Annotated in this window: 20 protein-coding genes; 5 read left to right on the top strand and 15 right to left on the bottom strand. The window is 59.6% G+C overall.

The features are described 5' to 3' along the window. Positions 1–363 precede the first annotated feature (363 nt). On the bottom strand, positions 364–2,052 hold the full coding sequence (fadD2, locus tag ASE80_RS09205) for a long-chain-fatty-acid--CoA ligase FadD2 (protein WP_056858636.1): 1,689 nt from the start codon (positions 2,050–2,052) through the stop codon (positions 364–366). Between the two features lie 210 nt (positions 2,053–2,262). Here fadD2 and ASE80_RS09200 point away from each other — a divergent pair, with 210 nt between their 5' ends. Together ASE80_RS09200 and ASE80_RS09195 are read left to right on the top strand one after the other, a co-directional pair. Beyond that, positions 2,263–3,207, top strand: a complete 945-nt coding sequence (locus ASE80_RS09200) for an alpha/beta hydrolase (protein ID WP_056858635.1) — start codon at positions 2,263–2,265, stop codon at positions 3,205–3,207. 58 nt (positions 3,208–3,265) lie between these two features. After that, entirely contained in the window at positions 3,266–3,736 is a 471-nt protein-coding gene (locus ASE80_RS09195; RefSeq protein ID WP_003175719.1) for a MaoC family dehydratase, read from the top strand. Between the two features lie 165 nt (positions 3,737–3,901). On the opposite strand, the gene ASE80_RS09190 is transcribed toward ASE80_RS09195, so the two are convergent. Continuing rightward, positions 3,902–4,369 carry a ferritin-like domain-containing protein gene (locus ASE80_RS09190; protein WP_056858634.1) on the bottom strand — a complete coding sequence of 156 codons (468 nt, stop codon included), beginning with the start codon at positions 4,367–4,369 and terminating at the stop codon, positions 3,902–3,904. 203 nt (positions 4,370–4,572) lie between these two features. Here ASE80_RS09190 and ASE80_RS09185 point away from each other — a divergent pair, with 203 nt between their 5' ends. Beyond that, positions 4,573–4,809 carry a DUF3820 family protein gene (locus ASE80_RS09185; RefSeq protein WP_017139191.1) on the top strand — a complete coding sequence of 79 codons (237 nt, stop codon included), beginning with the start codon at positions 4,573–4,575 and terminating at the stop codon, positions 4,807–4,809. Between the two features lie 12 nt (positions 4,810–4,821). After that, positions 4,822–5,997 carry an aminotransferase class V-fold PLP-dependent enzyme gene (locus ASE80_RS09180; RefSeq protein WP_056858633.1) on the top strand — a complete coding sequence of 392 codons (1,176 nt, stop codon included), beginning with the start codon at positions 4,822–4,824 and terminating at the stop codon, positions 5,995–5,997. A 203-nt stretch (positions 5,998–6,200) separates the two neighbouring features. Here the strand turns inward: ASE80_RS09180 and ASE80_RS09175 are convergent, their stop codons facing one another. The 3 genes from ASE80_RS09175 to zwf are packed head-to-tail and all read right to left on the bottom strand — an operon-like array spanning position 6,201 to position 9,050. Further along, a complete protein-coding gene (locus tag ASE80_RS09175; protein ID WP_026013852.1) occupies positions 6,201–6,866 on the bottom strand; it encodes a bifunctional 4-hydroxy-2-oxoglutarate aldolase/2-dehydro-3-deoxy-phosphogluconate aldolase in 666 nt (221 codons plus the stop codon). Positions 6,867–6,883: 17 nt separating this feature from the next. After that, positions 6,884–7,597: a 6-phosphogluconolactonase gene (gene pgl / locus ASE80_RS09170; RefSeq protein ID WP_056858632.1), complete on the bottom strand. Its 714-nt coding sequence runs from the start codon at positions 7,595–7,597 to the stop codon at positions 6,884–6,886. Further along, positions 7,584–9,050 carry a glucose-6-phosphate dehydrogenase gene (gene zwf / locus ASE80_RS09165; protein WP_056858631.1) on the bottom strand — a complete coding sequence of 489 codons (1,467 nt, stop codon included), beginning with the start codon at positions 9,048–9,050 and terminating at the stop codon, positions 7,584–7,586. Before zwf ends, pgl begins: the two co-directional genes overlap by 14 nt. Positions 9,051–9,269: 219 nt before the next feature. Here zwf and ASE80_RS09160 point away from each other — a divergent pair, with 219 nt between their 5' ends. Further along, a complete protein-coding gene (locus ASE80_RS09160) occupies positions 9,270–10,130 on the top strand; it encodes a MurR/RpiR family transcriptional regulator (protein WP_169985276.1) in 861 nt (286 codons plus the stop codon). 130 nt (positions 10,131–10,260) lie between these two features. Here the strand turns inward: ASE80_RS09160 and ASE80_RS09155 are convergent, their stop codons facing one another. The 10 genes from ASE80_RS09155 to ASE80_RS09110 form a co-directional block, all read right to left on the bottom strand. Then, on the bottom strand, positions 10,261–11,106 hold the full coding sequence (locus ASE80_RS09155; RefSeq protein ID WP_056858629.1) for a D-hexose-6-phosphate mutarotase: 846 nt from the start codon (positions 11,104–11,106) through the stop codon (positions 10,261–10,263). 143 nt (positions 11,107–11,249) lie between these two features. Continuing rightward, positions 11,250–12,596, bottom strand: coding sequence for a carbohydrate porin (locus ASE80_RS09150; protein ID WP_056858628.1), 1,347 nt, complete (start codon positions 12,594–12,596; stop codon positions 11,250–11,252). An 86-nt stretch (positions 12,597–12,682) separates the two neighbouring features. Then, the gene (locus tag ASE80_RS09145; protein WP_017139185.1) at positions 12,683–13,843 is read right to left on the bottom strand and encodes an ABC transporter ATP-binding protein; all 1,161 of its coding nucleotides are present in this window, start codon (positions 13,841–13,843) and stop codon (positions 12,683–12,685) included. 2 nt (positions 13,844–13,845) lie between these two features. Further along, a complete protein-coding gene (locus tag ASE80_RS09140; RefSeq protein ID WP_056858627.1) occupies positions 13,846–14,691 on the bottom strand; it encodes a carbohydrate ABC transporter permease in 846 nt (281 codons plus the stop codon). Then, positions 14,684–15,592 (bottom strand): carbohydrate ABC transporter permease, encoded by a 909-nt coding sequence (locus tag ASE80_RS09135; RefSeq protein WP_017139183.1) that lies wholly within the window; start codon positions 15,590–15,592, stop codon positions 14,684–14,686. The genes ASE80_RS09140 and ASE80_RS09135 overlap by 8 nt, the downstream gene beginning before the upstream one ends. A gap of 91 nt (positions 15,593–15,683) precedes the next feature. Next, positions 15,684–16,970 (bottom strand): ABC transporter substrate-binding protein, encoded by a 1,287-nt coding sequence (locus ASE80_RS09130; protein ID WP_056858626.1) that lies wholly within the window; start codon positions 16,968–16,970, stop codon positions 15,684–15,686. A 104-nt stretch (positions 16,971–17,074) separates the two neighbouring features. Continuing rightward, complete coding sequence (locus ASE80_RS09125) at positions 17,075–18,334, bottom strand: D-mannose isomerase (protein ID WP_056858625.1); 1,260 nt, start codon at positions 18,332–18,334, stop codon at positions 17,075–17,077. Between the two features lie 195 nt (positions 18,335–18,529). After that, positions 18,530–19,354 (bottom strand): hypothetical protein, encoded by an 825-nt coding sequence (locus ASE80_RS09120; protein ID WP_056858624.1) that lies wholly within the window; start codon positions 19,352–19,354, stop codon positions 18,530–18,532. A 127-nt stretch (positions 19,355–19,481) separates the two neighbouring features. After that, positions 19,482–20,480 carry an NAD-dependent epimerase/dehydratase family protein gene (locus tag ASE80_RS09115; protein WP_056858623.1) on the bottom strand — a complete coding sequence of 333 codons (999 nt, stop codon included), beginning with the start codon at positions 20,478–20,480 and terminating at the stop codon, positions 19,482–19,484. A gap of 98 nt (positions 20,481–20,578) precedes the next feature. Further along, entirely contained in the window at positions 20,579–21,475 is an 897-nt protein-coding gene (locus ASE80_RS09110) for a LysR family transcriptional regulator ArgP (RefSeq protein WP_056858622.1), read from the bottom strand. Between the last annotated feature and the right edge of the window lie 38 nt (positions 21,476–21,513).

Genomic DNA, 21,513 nt, shown 5'->3' with positions numbered 1-21,513 from the left:
CGCGAATTCATCATCGCATTTGATGCGATTATTATTGGTGTATGTTTTTTTAGGTGAGTCTGGCGCTTTCAAGCAGGCCGAGAAGTCACAAAGCGCGCCGAGAGTAGCAGCTTTGCCAAGGGCCGCCTAGAGCCAAAAGAAGGCCCTACAGTCATAAACATGACTCAAGAATATCTAATGGTCATTTTTAGAGCAAAGATTCTATAAACAAAGAAATGGCTCTGGAATGGGCTTTACAGAGCGATAAACAGCAATGTGGGAGCTGGCTTACCTGCGATAGCGGTGATTCAGCCGATAAATCGGGTGACTGATACATCGCTATCGCAGGCAAGCCAGCTCCCACATTTTTTATTGCATTTCACATCAGGCGATGTCGCGCAGCTCCCTGCGCAAAATCTTGCCCACCGGCGTCATCGGCAGCGACTCACGCAACACAATGTGCTTGGGCACCTTGTACCCGGTGAAGTTGGTTTTGCAGTACGCCTTCAACTCGTCAACGCTCACGCCCTGGGCGCGCGCCACCACAAACAGCTTCACCGCCTCGCCGGTGCGTTCGTCCGGTACGCCGATTACCGCGCAGTTGGCCACGGCTGGATGCGCCATCACCACGTCTTCAATCTCGTTGGGGTACACATTGAAGCCCGAGACGATGATCAGGTCTTTCTTGCGATCGACGATGCTGACAAAACCATCGGTGTCGATCACCGCAATATCACCGGTTTTCAGCCAGCCTTCGGCGTCCAGGGTTTCGGCGGTGGCCACGGGTTGCTGCCAGTAACCCTTCATCACCTGCGGGCCTTTGATGCACAGCTCGCCGCGCTCGCCCAAGGGCAGCTCGCGGCCTTCATCATCAATCACTTTCATCGCCGTGCCCGGCACCGGAATGCCCACGGTGCCCAGCCGTGACTGGTTGCCGTAAGGGTTGGTGCTGGCCACCGGCGAGGTTTCGGTGAGGCCGTAGCCTTCGCCGATGGAGCAGCCGGTGAGTGCCTTCCAGCGCTCGGCAGTGGCCTTGACCAGCGCGGTGCCACCGGAGTTGGTGATCTTGAGATGGGAGAAATCCAGGGTTTTGAAGTCGGGGTGATCCATCAGTGCCACGAACAGCGTGTTCAGCCCGAGCAGGCAGGAGAACCGCCACTTTTTCAGCTCCTTGATAAACCCGCCGATGTCACGCGGGTTGGTGATCAGCACGTTGTGGTTGCCGGTCACCATCATGCACATGCAATTCGCGGTAAAGGCATAGATGTGGTACAGCGGCAGCGGCGCGATCATCACCTCCTGCCCTTCCTTCACCAGCGGCTGGCCATCGTCGGTGACCTGGGACATGCACGCCCGCGCCTGCTGCATGTTCGCCACCAGGTTACCGTGGGTGAGCATCGCGCCCTTGGCCAGGCCAGTAGTGCCGCCGGTGTATTGCAGCACGGCGATATCATCCAGCGTCACCGGGTGGCGAACCACCGCCTGGCCCGCGCCCATGCGCAAGGCGCGCTTGAACGACACCGCACGTGGCAGGCTGTAGGCCGGGACCATTTTCTTGACCTTGTCGACCACGGTATTGACCAGCCAGCCTTTGGCGGCGGGCATGAAGTCGCCCATTCTGGCTTCGATCAGGTAGTCGATCTCGGTGTCGGTGCACACGTCCTGCACCCGCGCGCCGAACAGGTTGAGGTAGACCAGCGCGCGCACGCCGGCGTCCTTGAACTGGTGGCGCATCTCACGCGGGGTGTACAGCGGGTTGGTGTTGACCACGATCAACCCGGCGCGCAGTGCGCCGAACACCGCAATCGGGTAATGCAGCACGTTGGGCATCTGCACCGCGATGCGCTCGCCTGGCTTGAGGTCGGTGTGGTTTTGCAGGTAGCCGGCGAACGCGGCACTTTGGCGCTCAAGCTCGGCATAGGTCAGGGTGATGCCCATGTTGCTGAACGCCGGACGGTCGGCAAAGGCTTTGCAGGAGCGTTCGAATACTTCGATCACCGATTTGTAGGTAGTGAGGTCAATGTCATTGGGAACGCCCGCCGCGCGTTTGTCATTCCAGAAATCAGGTTGCATTATTCTTGTCCTCGTACCTGAGTGTGTCCGGCCGCTTTCTCATTGATATAAAAAGCGGAGCTTTGGGGACGTTAGCAGCTATGGCCAAACAGGCAAATACGCGCAACTGTGTCATTTATTGTATGAATCTTGCCCCTAACGTGTAGGCAGATACACCGGACCCGGCCAGATGAGCTATACACTGCAACGACCCTGAGCAAAGGAAGCGCTATGAACCACAGCACCTTCTGGCTGACCGCGAATGACCGCAGCCGCCTGTACGTCAATCAATGGCTGCCGGACGGGCCCGCCAAGGCCATGATCATGCTGTCCCACGGCATGGCCGAACACAGCGGGCGCTATGCACGCCTGGCCGAAGCGCTGTGCGCGGCCGGCTACGGCCTGTACGCACTCGACCAGCGCGGCCATGGCCGCACCGCCGATGAAGGCACGCTGGGGCTGTACGCCGAAAAGGATGGCTGGAACAAAGTGGTGGGCGACCTCGCCAGCCTCAACCAGCACATCGGCCAGCAGCAGCCGGGCCTGCCGATCATCTTGCTGGGCCACAGCATGGGCAGCTATATCGCCCAGGCGTACCTGTTGCACCACAGCGCGAGCCTGGATGGGGCGATTCTCAGCGGTTCGAATTTCCAGCCGGTGGCGCTGTACCGCGCCGCCGGCGTCATTGCCCGCCTGGAGCGCGCGCGCCAAGGCCTGCGCGGACGCAGTGCATTGATCGACTTTCTGTCGTTCGGCTCATTCAACAAGGCGTTCAAGCCCAACCGCACCGCGTTTGACTGGCTCAGCCGCGACCCGCTGGAGGTGGACAAGTACACCAACGATCCGCTGTGCGGCTTTCGCTGCACCAACCAGTTGTGGATCGACTTACTGGGCGGCTTGCAGCAGATCAGTAAAGCGTCCAACCTCGCACAGATCGATCCGGGCCTGCCGATCATGGTAATGGGCGGCGAATGTGATCCGGTGAGTGAAGGCAAACGTCTCAAAAGCCTGGCCCATGCCCTGCGTGAGGCCGGTTGCCAGAACCTGCAATTGACTATCTACCCGCAGGCGCGTCATGAAGTGTTCAACGAAACCAACCGCGATGAAGTGACAGCGGATGTGCTGAAGTGGCTCGAGCAGGCCCTGACGTTACGCAGGCCGGCGCGCTGCGAATAACTTTTTCCTTTAAAATCAGCTTATTAAATTACCGATTAGCCACAGGATGCACCTTTAGATGACCCAGGTTACCAACACCCCATACGAAGCCCTCGAAGTCGGCCAGACCGCCAGCTACAGCAAGACCGTTGAAGAGCGAGATATCCAGCTGTTCGCGGCGATGTCCGGCGACCATAACCCAGTGCACCTGGATGCGGAGTACGCCAAGGCGACCATGTTCAAGGAGCGTATCGCCCACGGCATGTTCAGCGGCGCACTGATCAGTGCGGCGGTAGCCTGCGAGCTGCCTGGGCCGGGCACTATCTACATCGGCCAGCAGATGAGCTTCCAGAAGCCGGTGAAAATCGGCGACACCTTGACCGTGCGCCTGGAAATTCTGGAGAAATTGCCCAAGTTTCGCGTGCGCATTGCCACCCGTGTATTCAACCAGCGCGATGAGCTGGTGGTGGACGGCGAGGCGGAAATTCTCGCGCCGCGCAAGCAGCAAGTGGTGACATTGACCGAGCTGCCGCCGATCAGCATTGGCTGATAGAAAGCTCAAAATCAATACAAAGCAAATGTGGGAGCTGACTTGCCTGCGATGCAAACACCTCGGTGTATCAGATACACCGGGGTGATGCTATCGCAGGCAAGCCAGCTCCCACATTCAGTTACAGCTTAGGCAGTTACAGCATAAGCAATTACAGCAATGTGCTTACGACTGAGCGCGAGCCTGATTACGCAGGGCTTTCACCTGGTCGTGGTTACGTTGTGCGCCGTGGAACTGACGCTCAACCAGGTCACGAATACCCAGCAGGTTGTGCTTGTTGATCTTCTCGATCGCTTCCTTGTAAGCCTTAAGGGCGTGGTCTTCACCGCGCTCGGCTTCGTTCAGCACCGCCTCTTCATCTTTACCGGTAACCAGCGACTTCACGTCGACCCAGCCACGGTGCAGAGCACCGGCGACCGAACCGGATTCTTCCGGATCGCCGCCCAGGGCACGTACGGCTGTTTGCAGCTCGGCTGCAGCAGTGGCGCAATCGGCGGAGCGTTTCTGGAACAGTGCTTTCAGTTCCGGATGCTTGATGTCTTCAGCACAAGTCGCGAAGCCTTTCTGGCCGTCTTTGCTGGTCTCGATCAGGTCGTTGAGTACGGAGATCGATTCTTTATTGATGTCAGTCATTTTTCAATTCCTTGTGCGGGTTAGAAGGTTGTCTTAATGATTGCAGCGCCCGTGCCAGGTTTTGAGAAATTACTTTATTCATATATTTCATATACTTACGAAATATTGAACCATCTGTATCTACGTTATTTGCATGATCTGTCATTTGGCCTTCATGCAGAATGCCTGTATTTTCCAAGCACAGACGCCAACCCTTGAAGCCCATGAACCCCGAAAAACTCGAATTGCTGATCACCCGCGAAATGCCCTTCGGCAAGTACAAGGGACGCATCATCGCCGACCTGCCCGGCCCTTACCTGAACTGGTTTGCCCGTGAAGGCTTTCCTCACGGCGAGCTGGGCGGTTTGCTGGCCTTGATGCAGGAAATCGACCACAACGGCCTGTCCGAACTGCTGGAGCCGCTGCGCGTTAAACACGGCAAACCTGCCCCCCGTCATTAAAGAGCGCACGTTATGCCAAGGAATGCAGACAACGAACGTCACTGGCACGCCATCGCCCAGCGCTATGAGCTTGAGCCTGGCCCGATCAACCTGGAAAACGGTTACTTCGGGCGCATGAGCCGTGCCGTACAGGCGCAGTATCTGGAGCATGTAGCGTTTATCAACCGCAGCAACTCGCTGTATGTGCGCCAGCGCTTCGAGCAGGGTGAAAACGTCGAGATCCGTCGCCAGCTCGCCGGGCTGATCGATGCGGACCCGGACGCGATCGCCTTCACCCGCAACGCCACCGAGGCTTTGCAGTCGCTGATCCGTAACTACAACGGCCTGCGGCCGGGCGATCAGGTGCTGATCAGTGATCTGGAGTACGACACGGTCAAAGGCGCCATGCGCTGGTTGGCCGGTGTTCGCGGCGTGGAAGTCGTCGAACTTGCCCACGCCCACCCGGCCAGTTTCGACAGCCTGGTGCAGACCTATCGCGATGCGTTCGTGAAGTACCCGCGCCTCAAGCTGATGGCGCTGACCCATCTCACCCACCGCACCGGCCTGGTGATGCCTGTCGCAGCCATCTCTAAAGCGGCCCGTGAGCATGGCGTGGACGTGATTCTGGATGGCGCCCATGCGTTGGGCCAGATTGAATTCAACCTTGCCGAGTTGGGCATTCAGTTCGCCGGGTTCAACCTGCATAAATGGATCGGTGCGCCGCTGACCCTGGGCTTTCTGTATATCGCCCCGGAGCGCCTGGCCGATATCGACCCGGACATGGGCGAGTTTCACTACCCCGCCAGCGACGTGCGTGCGCGCACGTCCTACAGCACGCCGAATTTTCCAGCGTTGATGACCTTGCCGTTGGTGCTGGAGGAACATCGCAACCTCGGCGGCTCGGCGGCCAAGGGCGCGCGGGTCAATTACCTGCGGGATCGCTGGGTGAGCCAGGTGCGCGGGTTGCCGGCAATTGAGGTGCTGACGCCGGATGATCCGCGGCTGTATTGCGCGATAACGGCGTTCAAGTTCGTTGGGCGCGATCAGCAAGAGATGGCGGATCGATTGCTCAAGGAGTACCACCTGTTTACCACCACGCGCACGGGCGCGGCGTTTGGCAGCTGTATTCGGGTGACGCCGGGGCTGGTGACCTCGGTGGCGGACATCGATGGGCTGGTCAACGCAATAACTGAGTTAAGCACGGACTAAAACTGTGGGAGCTGGCTTGCCTGCGATGGCGGTGTATCAGTAGAAATATCCTAACCTGACCCACCGCTATCGCAGGCAAGCCAGCTCCCACAGTTGATCGGAGTTGAATGTGAGTTTTTTGCAGGCAAAAAAAAGCGGTACACCGACCAAGTGCACCGCAAAAATGCCGTTAAGCACAGCAACAACGATTCGGTAAATTCAGATCAGTCCAGCAGCGCCAGCGCTTGTGCGGTGACTTCCTGGATACGGGCCCAGTCGCCGTTCTTGACCCATTCAGGGTCCAGCATCCAGCTACCGCCCACGCACATCACGTTTTTCAACGCCATGTAGTTTTTGATGTTGGCCGGGCCAACGCCGCCGGTTGGGCAGAATTTGACTTCGCCGAACGGGCCGCCCAGGGCCTTGATTGCAGCCACGCCGCCGCTGACTTCAGCCGGGAACAGCTTGAAGCGGCGATAACCCAGGCCGTAGCCTTCCATGATGCCGGAAGCATTGCTGATGCCGGGCAGCAGCGGGATCGGGCTGTGCACCGAGGCTTCCAGCAGGTCGCGGGTAATGCCGGGGGTGACGATGAATTGCGAACCGGCCACCTCGGCCGCTTCGAGCATGTGGCGGTCGAGTACGGTGCCGGCACCGGTGCACAGTTCAGGGCGTTGCTCGCGCAGTACCTGAATGGCCTTGAGGCCGAACTCGGAGCGCAGGGTCACTTCCAATGCGGTCAAACCGCCGGCTGCCAGGGCATCGGCCAGCGGCAGGATGTCCTGTTCGCGGGCGATGGTGATCACCGGCAGGATCCGCGCCTTGGCGCAGAGGCTGTCGATCAGGGCAACTTTGTCCGCCATGGACACGGTCGGTTGAGGGCTTTTCATAGCGGCTGATCCTTGGCTCATGGACACCAGTAAATCTCTAAAGTAGGTTGCAAAAACGCGCGAATCGGCATGGCAGCAACGTCGTCACTGGCCAGCGCGGCGCTCAAGGTGGTCAATTTCGAACTGCCGGAAATCGACAGCACGGTGTAATGGGCCGTGGCCAGCAGCGCGCGACTCATGGTCAGGCGCTGGTGCGGCACGGTCGGCGCCAGCATCGGCCAGCAACGGCGCGTGCCGTCGGGCTTGAGCGCCTCGCCCAGGTTGGGGCTGTTGGGGAACAGCGATGCGGTGTGGCCATCATCGCCCATGCCGAGTACCAGCACATCAATAGCAGGCAGCTCTGCCAACTGGCGATCGGCCAGTTCGGCGGCGTCTTCAAGGTTCGCGGCAACGGTGTACAGGCTGAGGAACTTGGCCTTGGCCGCCGGGCCCTGGAGCAAATACTTCTTCAACAGGCCGGCATTGCTGTCGGCGTGTTCCACCGGCACCCAGCGCTCGTCGGCCAGGGTAACGGTGACCTTGGACCAGTCCAGGCCTTGTTTGGCCAGGTTCTGGAAAAACGCCACGGGGCTGCGGCCACCGGACACTACCAGGGTCGCTTCGCCACGGGCACTGATGGCCGCGCGCAGTTGCTCGGCCACGTCATTGGCCAGGCCATCGGCCAGCAACACCGGCGTGCGGTACTCATGGGCTGTCACGCCCTGAGGCAGTTTCAATTCAGATATCGCCATACCACGACCTCCCATCCCGCGTGATCAGTGCAATCGAGCTCATCGGCCCCCAGGACCCCGCCGCATACGGCTTGGGCGCATCACCGGATTTTTTCCACCCGGCAATCAACTGGTCACACCATTTCCACGCGGCTTCGATTTCATCTTTGCGAACAAACAGGTTCTGATTGCCGCGCATTACTTCCAGCAACAACCGCTCGTAGGCATCGGGAATCCGCGCGCTGCGATAGGTGTCGGAAAAATTCAGTTGCAGCGGGCCGCTGCGCAGTTGCATGCCCTTGTCCAGGCCTTGCTCTTTGGTCATCACACGCAAGGAAATACCTTCGTCCGGCTGCAGGCGGATGATCAGTTTGTTGCTGATCTGCAGGCGCTGCTCGGGGGCGAAGATGTAGTGGGACGGTTCCTTGAAGTGAATGACGATCTGCGACAGCTTTTGCGGCATGCGTTTACCGGTGCGCAGGTAGAACGGCACGCCGGCCCAACGCCAGTTGCGGATATCGGCACGCAGGGCGACAAACGTCTCGGTGTCGCTCTGGGTGTTGGAGTTTTCTTCTTCCAGGTAGCCCGGTACCGGCTTGCCGGCGCTGTAGCCGGCGATGTACTGGCCGCGTACTACCTGGGTGGTCAGGCCTTCCGGGCTGATCGGCGCCAGCGCCTTGAGCACCTTGACCTTCTCGTCACGGATGCTGTCGGCGGACAGGTCGGCCGGTGGGTCCATGGCGATCAGGCACAGCAGCTGCAGCAGGTGGTTCTGGATCATGTCGCGCAGTTGGCCGGCCTTGTCGAAGTAACCCCAACGGCCTTCGATACCGACCTGCTCGGCCACGGTGATTTCCACGTGGGAAATGTAATGCTGGTTCCACTGGGTTTCGAACAGGCTGTTGGCGAAACGCAGCGCGATCAGGTTCTGGACGGTCTCTTTGCCCAGGTAGTGGTCGATGCGATAGGTGCGGTTTTCCGGGAAAAACTGCGCCACGGCGTCGTTGACCTTGCGCGAGGATTCCAGGTCCGAGCCGATGGGTTTTTCCAGCACCACGCGGGTGTTGTCCGCCAGGCCGACCTTGGCGAGGTTTTCGCAGATCGCGCCATACACCGCCGCCGGAGTGGCGAAGTAGGCGATCAGGCGTTGTTCGGCACCGACCTTTTCGGCCAGGGCGACATAATCGGCGGCGTTCAGGAAGTCGACGTGCACATAGGCCAGACGCGCCAGGAAGCGCGCGGCCACGGCCTCATCGAGTTCCTTGCCAACGTATTTACGCAGTTCTTTTTCGATATGGGCCAGGTGCTCCTGCTCGGAACCGGCTTCACGGGCCAGGCCCAGGATGCGCGTATCGTCGTGCAGCAGCCCCGCGCCATCGAGTTGGTAGAGGGCAGGAAATAACTTGCGCAGCGCCAGATCACCCAAGGCGCCAAACAGGGCAAAGGTGCAGGGTTCTACGGTTATCGAAGGCATGATGTTTGTTCTTTTATCAAGTTAAGCTACAAATACCTTTTTTCAAGGCATCACTCAAGGAAAAATGTAGTAATAACCACAACATTTTCCCGAAATACGCATTCCGAGTGGTGGTGTTCAGCTACCCTCAGTAGGATAGGCCACCGCAAAGGGCCACTCGTCGATTGGTTACCGCCCTTTATTTGCATCGTCGCCCGAAGGAAAGACTGAATGGACCGCGTGCGAAATCTTCTGGAACAGATCCGGAACCGCCTCGAAGAATTGAACAAGGCCGAGAAAAAAGTCGCCGAGGTCATCCTGCAAAACCCACAGCAGGCAACCCGCTTCTCGATCGCCGCCCTCGCCCAAGCCGCTTCGGTCAGTGAACCGACGGTCAACCGTTTCTGCCGTTCGTTCGGCGTCAGCGGTTACCCTGAACTTAAATTGCAGCTGGCGCAAAGTTTGGCCAGTGGTGCGGCGTATGTGAGCCGCGCCGTGGAAGCCGATGATAACCCTGAGGCCTACACCCAGAAGATCTTTGGCAGCGCCATTGCCTCCCTGGACAGTGCGTGCCAGGCCCTCGACCCGGCACTGATCAGCAAGGCCGTGGATTTGTTGATCCAGGCGCGGCAGATCCATTTCTTCGGCCTCGGCGCTTCGGCACCGGTGGCCATGGATGCGCTGCACAAGTTCTTCCGCTTCAACCTGGCCGTGACTGCCCATGCCGACGTGCTGATGCAACGCATGATCGCGTCTGTGGCGCATACGGGCGAGCTGTTTGTGATCATTTCCTACACCGGGCGCACCCGGGAGCTGGTGGAAGTGGCGCGTATCGCCCGGGAAAACGGCGCGTCGGTGCTGGGCGTAACTGCCGAGAATTCGCCGTTGGCCAAGGCCAGTACCGTGAGCCTGAACATCCCGCTGCCGGAAGACACCGACATCTACATGCCGATGACGTCGCGGATCATTCAGCTAACGGTGCTGGACGTGCTGGCAACCGGCATGACCTTGCGCCGCGGGGTGGATTTCCAGCCGCATCTGCGCAAGATCAAAGAGAGCTTGAATGACAGCCGGTATCCGGTGGGGGATGAGTTTAACTAGCAGCAATCTCCACCAGCAGTACCGACCCTATCGCAGGCAAGCCAGCTCCCACAGTGGACCGAGCTGCCCATTTGGAATGCATTCCCCTGTGGGAGCTGGCTTGCCTGCGATAGCGCCATAAGCTCCACCACTAAACCCCGGCCCGCGCCTGCAAACTCAAATGCGCCCGCTCCCCCGGCGCCAGGCTGGCCCCGGCCATCGCCGACTCCACGCACACAAACCCCGACGCCTCGTTAAAGCTCACGCCCAACAACGGCCGGCTGCCTGGATGCCACACCACCGTGTCAGCACTGTCGCCGGTGTCGATGCACAGCTCACGTTGCCAGGCGTGGTCCTTGAGCTGTAATTCGCCCTCATGCTGGAACACCCGCTGGCATCCACCATCCACCCGTAGCTCGCCTTCCTGCTGGCAAACCTGGCGACTGAGCTGGTCATAACCTTGCGCGCCATCGAGCCCAGACAGCGCTATCTCGTCGACGTGACCAATACGCCAGTAAGCGTGCAACGCATGGCTCAACTGGCACGGCAACTCGTCCTGGTGCTCGGTGCTCAAGCGCAACTCAAGGGTTTCGCCCAGGTGCGCGTGCAGGTCCACCTGCCAGTCGCACAGCTGCAATTGCCAGTGCAGGCGCACGCCGTCGTCGTCGGTGCTGCTGTCGAGCAGTTTCCAGTCGATCAGCCGCGCCCAGCCATGGGACGGCCACGCGTTCTCGCTCGGATGGCGCCCATACCACGGCCAGCACACCGGCACGCCACCCCGGATGGCGCCGACCTGCGGCCACTTGGCCGCGCACCACAGCCAGGGTTTCTGGCCGGTAGGCTGAAAATGCAGCAACTGTGCGCCCTGGCGACTGAACACCGCCTGGCACAGCGGATGGTCGATCACCAACACGTCGCGCATCTGAAAGCGCTCCCAGGCGAACACCGGTTGTTCACGCAGGGATTTGAAAAAGCGTTGCAGCGGATGCTCATGCATGTGCCACGGTCCTGGAATTCATTATTGCTCAAACCTTGGGCAAGCCAGCCCCCACATGAATTGTGCACAGCGGCCCAAAAAAAGCGGGTAGCCATGGCTACCCGCAAAATGCGCACAGAGAGAAGGAGCTTATCGCAACAGCGTTAGAACGTAGACTGAATTTTCAGGCCCGCTACCAGCGCGTTGTCGACTTCTTTCACACCGCCCGGGTTTTTGACGTATTGCAGGTTCGGGCGTACGGTCAGCCAGTTGGTGACATGGAAGCCATAGTTGAGTTCGACGTTGTACTCGGTATTACGCAACGGGGCGAAACCCGCTTGGTCGTAATCGGTGAAACCGCCTGAAGCATTGAGCAGTTCAGCGGTTTTCTTCACGTCGCTGTTGGCATGGATACGCGAAACACCGATACCCACGTCATCTTTGGCACGTGCGTCAAATGGCCCTTTATACACAAGCATCAGCGACTGGTAGTTGTCGACCAGGTTGGTGTCTTTGTCGTGGAAGGTCACGTTGGCCGCGATATTCAAGCCGCGCGAAGCATCGCCATTGTGAGTGGTGAGTTGCTGTTGCAGAACGCCCCAGTAACCGCTTTTGCTGCTGCGAACGCGGAAGGCTGCGCCAGTGGTGCCAGCATCGTTACCGTTGACGTCTTCACGTACGTCGGTAGCGTCGGCGGTGCTCTTGTAGTAACCCACACGGTATTCGCCTGGCAGGCCATTGACCTTCGGCGACCAAACCAATTCCACCGGCAATACGGTGCCCTTGGTACCGCTGCCACTGAGTTTGAAGCCGTTGCCGTGTTCCAGCTGCGACGGGTTCTGGTTGTACGCACCGATTTGCGCATACAGCTCAGGCGTGATGTTGTACTTCACGCGGATCGCCGCCTGGCTGACCGGCCAGTTGTACCAGGTGTTTACGTAGTTACCGACTTGCGAGCCGCAGAACGACAGGTTCTGGAAGTCGCACGGGAAGGTGTTGAAGTCTTCGCCTTCACCGAAGTAACCGAGTTTCACGTCCAGCTTGTTATCGAACATCTGGTGCTGAATCCAGAACTGGGTCAGACGCACCATGTGGCCACGACCATAGACTTCCATCGACGAACTCAGCGTGCCGGCACGCGGGTCACCGATACGGTCGTTGGAGATGTTTTGGCCATTACGGTTGGTCAACTGGATCTTGGCCTGGGTGTTGTCCCAGCCCCACAGCTTTTGCAGATCGAGCGCTACGCCCAACCCAAACTGGTCGGAGTAACGGCCGGTCTTGTCGTCGTTATAGCCGCCGTGCAGGTTGGCGCCCATTTCCCCTACGTAGTCAGCCTTGATGTCGATACCTTGCTCGATCAGCTTGGTACGCTCGCCACCCCAATCACCGGTCATCCATTTGGAGTCGGCGCTGAATGCATCGGCCGCCATCGCATTGGCGGACAATACCAGGGCTGCTGCTGCTGACAGTTGGCAGATCAGCCGAGTGTTGTTGTGTTGCTTTTTCATCCCTACATCCTCGTCTTTATTGTTATTTAACTGTTTTTATCTAACGCGGGTTACTTTTTTTTAACCAAAACAACAAGTTATCTGCTTCAGCGGCCTTTGAATTGGGCCACGTTGTCGGCATGCCCGTGTGCAGGCAATGAGGCAGCAGTGCCCAAGCGTTCGCCGGTTTTGGCGTCGAACAGCAATACCTTGGCCGGGTCGAATTGCAGGGTCAGGGTCTCACCGACCTGCGGTGCAACGTCCGGCGCGAGGCGGCAGCAGACTTTGGTGTCGTTGAGTTGCACAAACACCAACGTGTCCGGACCGGTCGGCTCAGTGACCTGGACTTCGGCACGAATGCTCGACGACCCATTCGCTTCACCCGTGGCCAGAACAATTTGCTCCGGGCGCAGACCCAGGATCACATCGCGATCTTCAAGCCCAGCATCACTCATACCCAGCGGCAGCTCGCAACGGGCCTGGCCGCTGTCGAGCAGTGCCACCAGGCGACCGTCCTTGCGTTGCAGGCGCAAAGGTATGAAGTTCATTGGAGGTGAACCGATAAAGCTTGCCACAAACAGGTTGGCCGGGTCGTTATAGATTTCTTTCGGCGTGCCAAATTGTTGAATGATGCCATCCTTCATCACCGCCACTTTGTCGCCCAGGGTCATCGCTTCGATCTGGTCGTGGGTGACGTACACCGTGGTGGTTTTCAGACGCTGGTGCATCAGTTTCATTTCGGTGCGCATCTCGACGCGCAGTTTGGCGTCGAGGTTGGACAGCGGTTCGTCGAACAGGTAGATCTTCGGCCGCCGTGCCAGGGCGCGGCCCATGGCCACACGCTGTTGCTGGCCACCGGAAAGCTGGCCCGGCTTACGATTAAGCAGGTGCTCGATCTGCAGCAGCTTGGCCACGCGCGCCACTTCGGCATCGATATCGGCCTGGGGCATCTTGCGGATCTTGAGGCCGAACTCGATGTTCTCACGCACGCTCATGGTCGGGTACAGCGCGTAGGACTGGAACACCATGGCGATGTCACGGTCCTTGGGGCTCATGCCGCTCACGTCCTGGTCGCCGATCATGATGGCGCCGCCGGTGATGGTCTCCAGGCCGGCAATGCAGTTCATCAAGGTCGATTTACCGCAACCCGAAGGGCCGACCAGAATCAGGAACTCGCCCTCTTTGATCGACAGTTCGATGTTCTTCAAGGTGTCGGGCAGGCCGGCGCCATAGGTCTTGTTTACATTGCGAAGTTCAAGCGTAGCCATGATTACCCCTTGACCGCGCCGGCCGTGAGGCCGCGCACGAAATACTTGCCTGCGATCACATAGACCAGCAGGGTCGGCAGCCCGGCGATCATCGCCGCCGCCATATCCACGTTATATTCCTTGGCCCCGGTGCTGGTGTTGACCAGGTTGTTCAGCGCCACCGTAATGGGCTGCGAGTCGCCGCTGGAGAACACCACACCGAACAGGAAGTCGTTCCAGATCTGGGTGAACTGCCAGATCAGGCAGACCATGATGATCGGCGTCGACATCGGCAGAATGATCTGACGGAAGATGGTGAAGAAACCTGCACCGTCCAGCCGTGCCGCCTTGATCAGCGCGTCAGGAATGCTCACGTAGTAATTACGGAAAAACAGTGTAGTAAACGCCAACCCGTAGACCACGTGCACAAACACCAGGCCCGTGGTGGTACTGGCCAGGCCCATCTTGCCGAGGGTGAACGATGCCGGCAGCAGCACGGTCTGGAACGGCAGGAAGCAGCCGAACAGCAGCAGGCCGAAGAACAGCTGCGAACCTTTGAAGCGCCAGAACGACAGCACATAGCCATTCAACGCGCCGATGGCGGTGGAGATCAGTACCGCCGGAACGGTGATCTTGATCGAGTTCCAGAAGTAACCGTCAACAGTGGCCCAGGCCTTGACCCAGCCGATGCCGGTGACGACGGTCGGCCAGCTCAGCAGGTTGCCGGTGCTGATGTCTTCCGGGGTTTTGAAGCTGGTCAGCAGCATCACCACCAGCGGCACCAGGTACAGCAGCACGGCGAGGATCAGCACCGCGTAGATCGCGATGCGACTCAGGCTGCTGGCAGGTTTGGAGGCGAGACTAGTCATTGCGCTTGGTCCTCAGCTCGGAATACAGGTAAGGCACGATGATCGCGAGGATCGCGCCGAGCATCAGGATTGCACTGGCCGAGCCCATGCCCATCTGGCCACGACTGAAGGTGAACGAGTACATGAACATCGCAGGCAGGTCAGACGAGTAGCCCGGGCCGCCGGCGGTCATGGCCGCTACCAGGTCGAAGCTCTTGATCGCGATGTGCGCGAGGATCATCACCGCACTGAAGAACACCGGGCGCAGGCTTGGCAGCACCACGCTCCAGTAGATGCGCGGCAGGCTGGCGCCATCGATTTGCGCGGCGCGCACGATCGACTGATCAACGCCACGCAGGCCGGCCAGGAACATCGCCATGATGAAGCCCGAAGCTTGCCACACGGCGGCAATCACCAGGCAATACACCACACGGTCGGGGTCGATCAGCCAGTCGAGACGGAAGCCTTCCCAGCCCCAGTCACGCAGAAGTTTGTCCAGGCCCATGCCCGGGTTGAGCAGCCATTTCCACGCCGTACCGGTCACGATCATCGAGAGCGCCATCGGGTACAGGTAAATGGTGCGGATAAAACCTTCGCGGCGGATCTTCTGGTCGAGGAAAATCGCCAGCGTCACGCCGATCACCAAAGTGATGCCGATAAACATCCCGCCGAACAGCGCCAGGTTCTTGCTCGCCACCCACCAACGGTCGTTGTCGAACAACCGCGCGTATTGCGCAAGACCGGCCCATTTGTAGCTGGGCAGGAACGTGGACGTGGTGAACGACAGCACGAATGTCCACAGGATGTAGCCGTAGAAGCCCACCAGTACGATGAACATGCTCGGTGCCAGCACCAGTTTAGGGAGCCAGCGCTGTAGCGCATCGAACGGCGAGGCCTTGCTGAACACAGCAACAGAACTCATGGGAAAATCCAGTACAGGAAAAAAGACTACTGAAGCAAGCCTTGTGAGGGGTCAGGGGGTTTCCCCTCACAAGGACCAGCCGTGCTAACCGTTACTTGGCAGACTTGATCGCAGCGCCGAGTTTCTTGGCGGTGTCGGCCGGGTCGGCTTTCGGGTCGTTGATGTAGTTGGTCACGACATCAAAGAACGCGCCTTGTACCGCCAGGGTAGTGGCCATGTTGTGGGCCATACTTGGCTGCAGACCACCGGATTTGGCGTCCGCCAGGAAGTCTTTGGCAGCGGTCTGGGCGCAGGAGTCGAAACCGAGCTTGTCCATTTCATTGAGCATGTCGGTACGAACCGGGATCGAGCCTTTGTTGATGCTGAAGACTTTCTGGAAGTTTTCGCCCAGTACCACTTTGGCGATGTCCTTCTGACCTTCCTGGGTGCCTTTGTCTTTAACCTTGAACACCGCCAGGGAGTCGATGTTGTAGGTAAAGGCTTTGTCGGTGCCCGGGAAGGCTACGCACTCGTAGTCTTTGCCGGCGACTTTCTTGGCGGCAGTCCATTCGGACTTGGCCCAGTCACCCATGATCTGCATGCCGGCCTTGCCGTTGATGACTTTGCCGGCTTCCAGGTTCCAGTCCTGGCCTTTGCCGTCGACGTCCATATAGGTCGCGACCTTTTTCAGCTCAGTCAGGGCCTTGACCATTTGCGGGCCGGTCAGCGCGTCGTTATCCAGGTCAACCAGGGCTTTCTTGTAGCCATCAGCACCCATTACCGACAGTACGACCGCTTCGAATACGGTGCTGTCCTGCCAAGGCTGGCCACCGTGGGCGAGCGGGATGAAGCCTGCGGCTTTGAGCTTGTCGCCGGCTGCGTAGAATTCTTCGAGGGTGGTCGGGTTTTTGGTGATACCGGCTTTCTTGAAGACTTCCGGGTTGATCCACAGCCAGTTAACGCGGTGAATGTTGACCGGTACGGCAACGTAGTTACCTTCGTACTTCACGGTATCGGAGACTTTTTTGTCGAGCAGCGAGTCCCACTTTTCTTCTTTGGCGACGTCTTTGAGCACGTCGGTGTCGAGCAAGCCAGTGGACGCCCATTCCTGGATGTCCGGGCCTTTGATCTGGGCAACGCCGGGCGGGTTACCCGCGACTGCACGGCTTTTCAGTACAGTCATTGCAGTGGCGCCACCACCACCTGCGACGGCACCGTCTTTCCAGACGAAGCCATCTTTCTCAACTTGAGCCTTCAGTACGTCCACTGCCGCTTTTTCACCGCCGGAGGTCCACCAATGCACAACTTCAACCGTCCCTTTCGAGTCGGCGGCAAATGCACTGAGGGGAAACAACGAGGCAATGGAAATAGCAACGGCGAGGCGATTAATCGCGTTCATCTGAATACCTTTTCTTGTTGTTATGCATGCAAGTCTAGAGCTTGCGCTGCACGGAGTTTAAACATGGATTTTTAGCGCGCAGGTAACAAAGGGACGCACAAATGTCACCACTTGGTGACATAACGCCCTTGGCCCAACGCACTGGTCATACTCGGTGCCAAGGGCAGTACAGGCAGTACGACCGCTTGCCAGGCATGGTACAGGTCCGGCTTGCCACCCCAGATCTTGCTGCTGGGCTGGTTGTGCGGGCTGAGTTCGTGGTGCCAGCTGCCGTTGATACGGTCGATAAACCGGGTTTCGCAGAACTCCCAGAAGCGCCGATACCAGGTTTCGTAATGCAGCTCGCCAGTGCGCTTGAGCAAGGCCTGGGCCGCCGCGCTGGCTTCGGCGTGGGTCCAGTGCAAGCGCTCGCGCACCACCGGTTGATGGTTCCAGTCCAGGGTGTAGACAATGCCGGGAGCGCCGTCCACAGCCCAGGCGTATTCGCAGGCGCTGGCGAACAGGCCGCGGGCGTCGGTCACCAGCCAGTCCGGCGTGGCCAGCCCGGCTTGCAGGCGTGAGGCTTCCAGGTGCAGCACCAACCGTGCCCATTCGAAACCGTGGCCGGGGGTAATGCCATACGGGCGGAAGCCATCGGCAGGGTTGTCTTCGTTGTAGCCGAGCAAGGGTTGCCAGTGGGTGTCGAAATGCTCGATCACCATGAACTGGTTGCCGGCAGCGTGAGTGTGGATAACGCGCTCGACAATGCGCAGCGCGCGGTCCAGCCAGCGTGTTTCACCCGTGACATCGGCCAGTGCCAGAAAGGCTTCGGTGGCGTGCATGTTGCTGTTGGCGCCACGATACGCTTCGACCCCGCTCCAGTCCTGGGCGAAGGACTCGAGCATCACGCCCTCCTCCTCGCTCCAGAAGAACTGGTCGATGATATGCACGGCGTCGTTGAGCAGGTTTTGCGCACCCGGCGCGCCGGCCACTACGGCAGAGCTGGCAGCCAGGGCAACAAAAGCATGCAGGTAAGCGGCTTTGCCACGGTTGCCATCCAGGGCGTTGGGCGCGGCGAACCAGCCGCCGTGCTCACAGTCGCGCAAGGGACCACTGAGGGCGGCAACACCATGGGCAACCAGGTCGGCATACCCCGGCAAACCCATGGCGTGGGCCATGGCAAAGCTGTGGGTCATGCGCGCCGTGTTCATGGTTTCGGCGTGGGCGTCGGCCGGCAGCTGGCCTTTGTCGTCAAGGTTGCCGAAGCCGTCCGGCAGACGTGAAGCTTTGGCGAACGCCAGCAGGCGCTGGCCTTCACTGGCGAGCCAGGCGTGATGGGCAGGTGCGTTCAGCCAACTGCTGGCAGGCAGTGGTTGCATGGTCATGGGTAGCCCTTTTTAGTTTTTGTGGGATGACCGGAGTCTAAACAAGGGCGAGGGATGGGCAAGTAACGAAGCGGATGGGAAATGTCACAAGGCTGTGACATTGATCGTTCCCACGCTCCGCGTGATAATGCGGCCTGTGGCGCAGCGGGACGCGGAGCGTCCATGGCGGCATTCCCACGCAGAGCGTGGGAACGATCATTGGCCCAGTGGGGTGACCCGCGCGGGCGCGTTGAGCTTTTGGTTAAGGTTCTGGACCTGGCTCTGCAAGGTGGTGATGTTGCGCGTGGTCTGGATGCGGAACACGTCGAACTCTTTATTGGTCGGCGCATCGCTATTGGCGGGCTGGTTTTCCTGCGCGCTTTTAAGCACCAGCAGGTCTTGTTCCAGGCGAGCGATGGCTGCGCTCGGGTTGCCTTGTTTCTTCAGGGCTGCCACGTCAGCGGACAGGTCCTTGATGTCACCCTGCGCCGCCTTGAGCGTGGCCACGGCCTCGGTCAGCGCCTGCACCTGGCCCTGGAGTTTGGCATTCGCGCTCGACAACTCGGTGGTGCTGGCGCTCATCTGTGCCAGGCGTTGGTCCAGTTCAGTCGCCTGCCCGGCCACGCCCACTTGCTGCTTGCCTTGCTCCAGCAATTGGGTTTCCAACTGCTTGATCTGCGCCTTGAGGGCTTCGCTGCCGTTGTTGACGTTGGCCTCGCTGGCCACCACCTTGCCGGAAATGTCCTGCAGGCGCCCCGCCGCTTCTTCGCTGATGCGCGCAAAGCTTTCCTGGGTGGCGACCAACTGCTGGCCCATCAGGGAAATCTGCTGGAAGCTCCACCAGGCCAGGCCGGCGAAGGCGATCAGCAGCGCACCGACCAGGGCCCACAGGGGGCCGGTGCTGGCGCTCTTGACCTTGACCACCTTGGGTGCGCGCGACCGCACGGAGGTGGCGGGAGTCGGCTCGAAATCATCATCGTCCCCGATGTCGGCCCGCAGGCTGGGAACATTGTCGAAATCGTCTTTGGCATCGTTACGCATGAATCAACCCTGAATCGGTGAGATGGTGACCGGAGTAGCCGAGCGAGCGGAGTATAAACCCCGTTCGCGCCGCATTGGTCGACCCGGAAGCCTGAATTCGGTTCCCGATGTGTTGCTGGTTGTGAGCTTACTTCAGCCCCGGATCCTGAGCTTTCCACCAACTGCAGAACTCATCGAGCGCCGTCCACAGGCTGACCTTGGGCTCGTAGTCGAGATAATGCCTGGCGCGGCTGATGTCCAGGGTGAAATCTTTGTTCATCACCTGCATGCCCAAACGCGACAACGACGGCTCCGGGCGCCCCGGCCACATCGCACAGAATGCCTCGTTCAGCGCCGCCACGCTGTAGGACAAACCGTAAGACCGGTACCGGGTGACCTGGGGCATGTCCATCTGGCGCATCACGTAATTGACCACATCCCACACTGGCACCGGCGCGCCATTGCTGATGTTGTAGGCTTTACCCAACGCCGAGCCGGTGGCGAGCAGGCTGCTGAGCAGCGCCTCATTGAGGTTGTGTACGCTGGTGAAATCGACCTTGTTCAAACCGTCGCCGACGATGGCCAGGCGGTTTTTGCGCTGCATTTTAAGCAAGCGCGGGAAGATGCTCATGTCGCCGGCCCCGGTGACAAAACGCGGGCGCAGCGAGAGTACCTCGAGGCCGAACTCCTGGGCGCCGAACACCTTCTGTTCCGCCAGGTACTTGGTGGCGGCATACGGATGCTTGAAGCGCTTGGGCACTTGCTCCTCGGTCAGCCCCAGGTGATCGCGACCATCAAAGTAGATCGACGGCGACGACAAGTGCACCAGGCGCCCGACACGCTCTTTAAGACAGGCTTCGACGACGTTTTCGGTGACCAGCACATTGCCCTGGTGGAAGTCCTGGTACTTGCCCCACAACCCGACGGCCCCGGCGCAATGCACCACGGCCTCGACATCGCGGCACAGCTCGCGCACCAGGTCGGCATCATTGAGATCACCCTGGATAAACTCGGCGCCGCGCCGTACCAGGTGCTCCACACCTTCGGCGCGCCGCCCGTTGACCCGCACGTCCAGGCCCTGCTCCAGGGCGAAACGCGCAAAACGCCCGCCGATGAAGCCGCTTGCGCCGGTGACCAGAATTTTCATGGTGTCTCCTACGGATACAGCTGCGAGCGCCAAGCTACAAGCTGCAAGTTAAATACGGTCTGCAAGCGTTTATCTTGCAGCTTGCAGCTTGACGCTTGTTACTGCTGATAGGGCACCAACCATTGGCCACACACCTGGGCCAAGTGATCGGTCAGCAACCCCAACAATTGCCCGCCACTGCGCCAATGATGCCAGTACAGCGGCACGTCGATGGGCTTATCTGGCAATAACTCGACCAACACGCCGGTTTGCAACTGGTCGCGCACCTGTAATTCCGGCACCAGGCCCCACCCCAGCCCGGCTTCGGTCAGGCGAATAAAACCTTCGGAGGACGGGCACAAATGGTGCTCGAAACCGCCGTCCACGCCCAACGATGCCAGGTAGCGGTGCTGCAGGAAATCATCCGGGCCGAACACCAGCGCCGGCGTGCGTGCCAACTGATCGGCACGCACGCCTTCAGGAAAATGCCGCGTTATAAATGCAGGGCTGGCCAACGCACGGTAACGCATGGCACCGAGCAACAGGCTGCGCGCCCCGGCTACCGGGCGTTCGCTGGCGCAGATACAGGCCGCCACTTCACCGGCGCGCATGCGCTTGAGGCCCACGGTCTGGTCTTCTACCACCAGGTCCAGCAACAAATGCTGCTCGGCGCAAAAGTCGCTGACGGCCTCGGCCCACCAGGTGGCGAGGCTGTCGGCGTTCAAGGCGATGCGCAGGCGCTCGGGCATGCCCTCCTCGTCCAGCGCCGGCACCTGGCTTTGCAGGTCGCGCTCGAGCAAACGCACCTGTTGCACATGGTTAAGCAACCGCCGGCCGATGTCGGTGGGTGTCGGTGGCGTGGCCCGCACCAGCACCGGTTGGCCTATACGCGCCTCCAGTAACTTGATGCGCTGGGAAATCGCCGACTGCGAAAGCCCCAGCACCTGGGCGCCACGCTCGAAGCCGGCCTGCTCCACCACCGCCGCCAGGGCGGAAAGCAATTTATAGTCGAACATCAGTTTCTCTAATGAGCGATCAGCAATATTGGTTTTTC

The organism is Pseudomonas sp. Leaf15 (genome assembly GCF_001421425.1).
In the GTDB taxonomy this organism is placed as follows: Bacteria; Pseudomonadota; Gammaproteobacteria; order Pseudomonadales; family Pseudomonadaceae; genus Aquipseudomonas; species Aquipseudomonas salomonii.
This window is presented reverse-complemented; position numbering and strand designations above follow the sequence as displayed.

Bases quoted from the DNA above. Each gene is read 5' to 3' on its own strand.
- ASE80_RS09120 (WP_056858624.1), bottom strand. From the start codon at position 19,354: ATGCGTAACGATGCCAAAGACGATTTCGACAATGTTCCCAGCCTGCGG.
- ASE80_RS09110 (WP_056858622.1), bottom strand. From the start codon at position 21,475: ATGTTCGACTATAAATTGCTTTCCGCCCTGGCGGCGGTGGTGGAGCAG.
- ASE80_RS09190 (WP_056858634.1), bottom strand. From the start codon at position 4,369: ATGACTGACATCAATAAAGAATCGATCTCCGTACTCAACGACCTGATC.
- ASE80_RS09150 (WP_056858628.1), bottom strand. From the start codon at position 12,596: ATGAAAAAGCAACACAACAACACTCGGCTGATCTGCCAACTGTCAGCA.
- fadD2 (WP_056858636.1), bottom strand. From the start codon at position 2,052: ATGCAACCTGATTTCTGGAATGACAAACGCGCGGCGGGCGTTCCCAAT.
- ASE80_RS09145 (WP_017139185.1), bottom strand. From the start codon at position 13,843: ATGGCTACGCTTGAACTTCGCAATGTAAACAAGACCTATGGCGCCGGC.
- pgl (WP_056858632.1), bottom strand. From the start codon at position 7,597: ATGGCGATATCTGAATTGAAACTGCCTCAGGGCGTGACAGCCCATGAG.
- ASE80_RS09195 (WP_003175719.1), top strand. From the start codon at position 3,266: ATGACCCAGGTTACCAACACCCCATACGAAGCCCTCGAAGTCGGCCAG.
- ASE80_RS09175 (WP_026013852.1), bottom strand. From the start codon at position 6,866: ATGAAAAGCCCTCAACCGACCGTGTCCATGGCGGACAAAGTTGCCCTG.
- ASE80_RS09125 (WP_056858625.1), bottom strand. From the start codon at position 18,334: ATGACCATGCAACCACTGCCTGCCAGCAGTTGGCTGAACGCACCTGCC.
- zwf (WP_056858631.1), bottom strand. From the start codon at position 9,050: ATGCCTTCGATAACCGTAGAACCCTGCACCTTTGCCCTGTTTGGCGCC.
- ASE80_RS09140 (WP_056858627.1), bottom strand. From the start codon at position 14,691: ATGACTAGTCTCGCCTCCAAACCTGCCAGCAGCCTGAGTCGCATCGCG.
- ASE80_RS09180 (WP_056858633.1), top strand. From the start codon at position 4,822: ATGCCAAGGAATGCAGACAACGAACGTCACTGGCACGCCATCGCCCAG.
- ASE80_RS09185 (WP_017139191.1), top strand. From the start codon at position 4,573: ATGAACCCCGAAAAACTCGAATTGCTGATCACCCGCGAAATGCCCTTC.
- ASE80_RS09130 (WP_056858626.1), bottom strand. From the start codon at position 16,970: ATGAACGCGATTAATCGCCTCGCCGTTGCTATTTCCATTGCCTCGTTG.
- ASE80_RS09155 (WP_056858629.1), bottom strand. From the start codon at position 11,106: ATGCATGAGCATCCGCTGCAACGCTTTTTCAAATCCCTGCGTGAACAA.
- ASE80_RS09200 (WP_056858635.1), top strand. From the start codon at position 2,263: ATGAACCACAGCACCTTCTGGCTGACCGCGAATGACCGCAGCCGCCTG.
- ASE80_RS09135 (WP_017139183.1), bottom strand. From the start codon at position 15,592: ATGAGTTCTGTTGCTGTGTTCAGCAAGGCCTCGCCGTTCGATGCGCTA.
- ASE80_RS09115 (WP_056858623.1), bottom strand. From the start codon at position 20,480: ATGAAAATTCTGGTCACCGGCGCAAGCGGCTTCATCGGCGGGCGTTTT.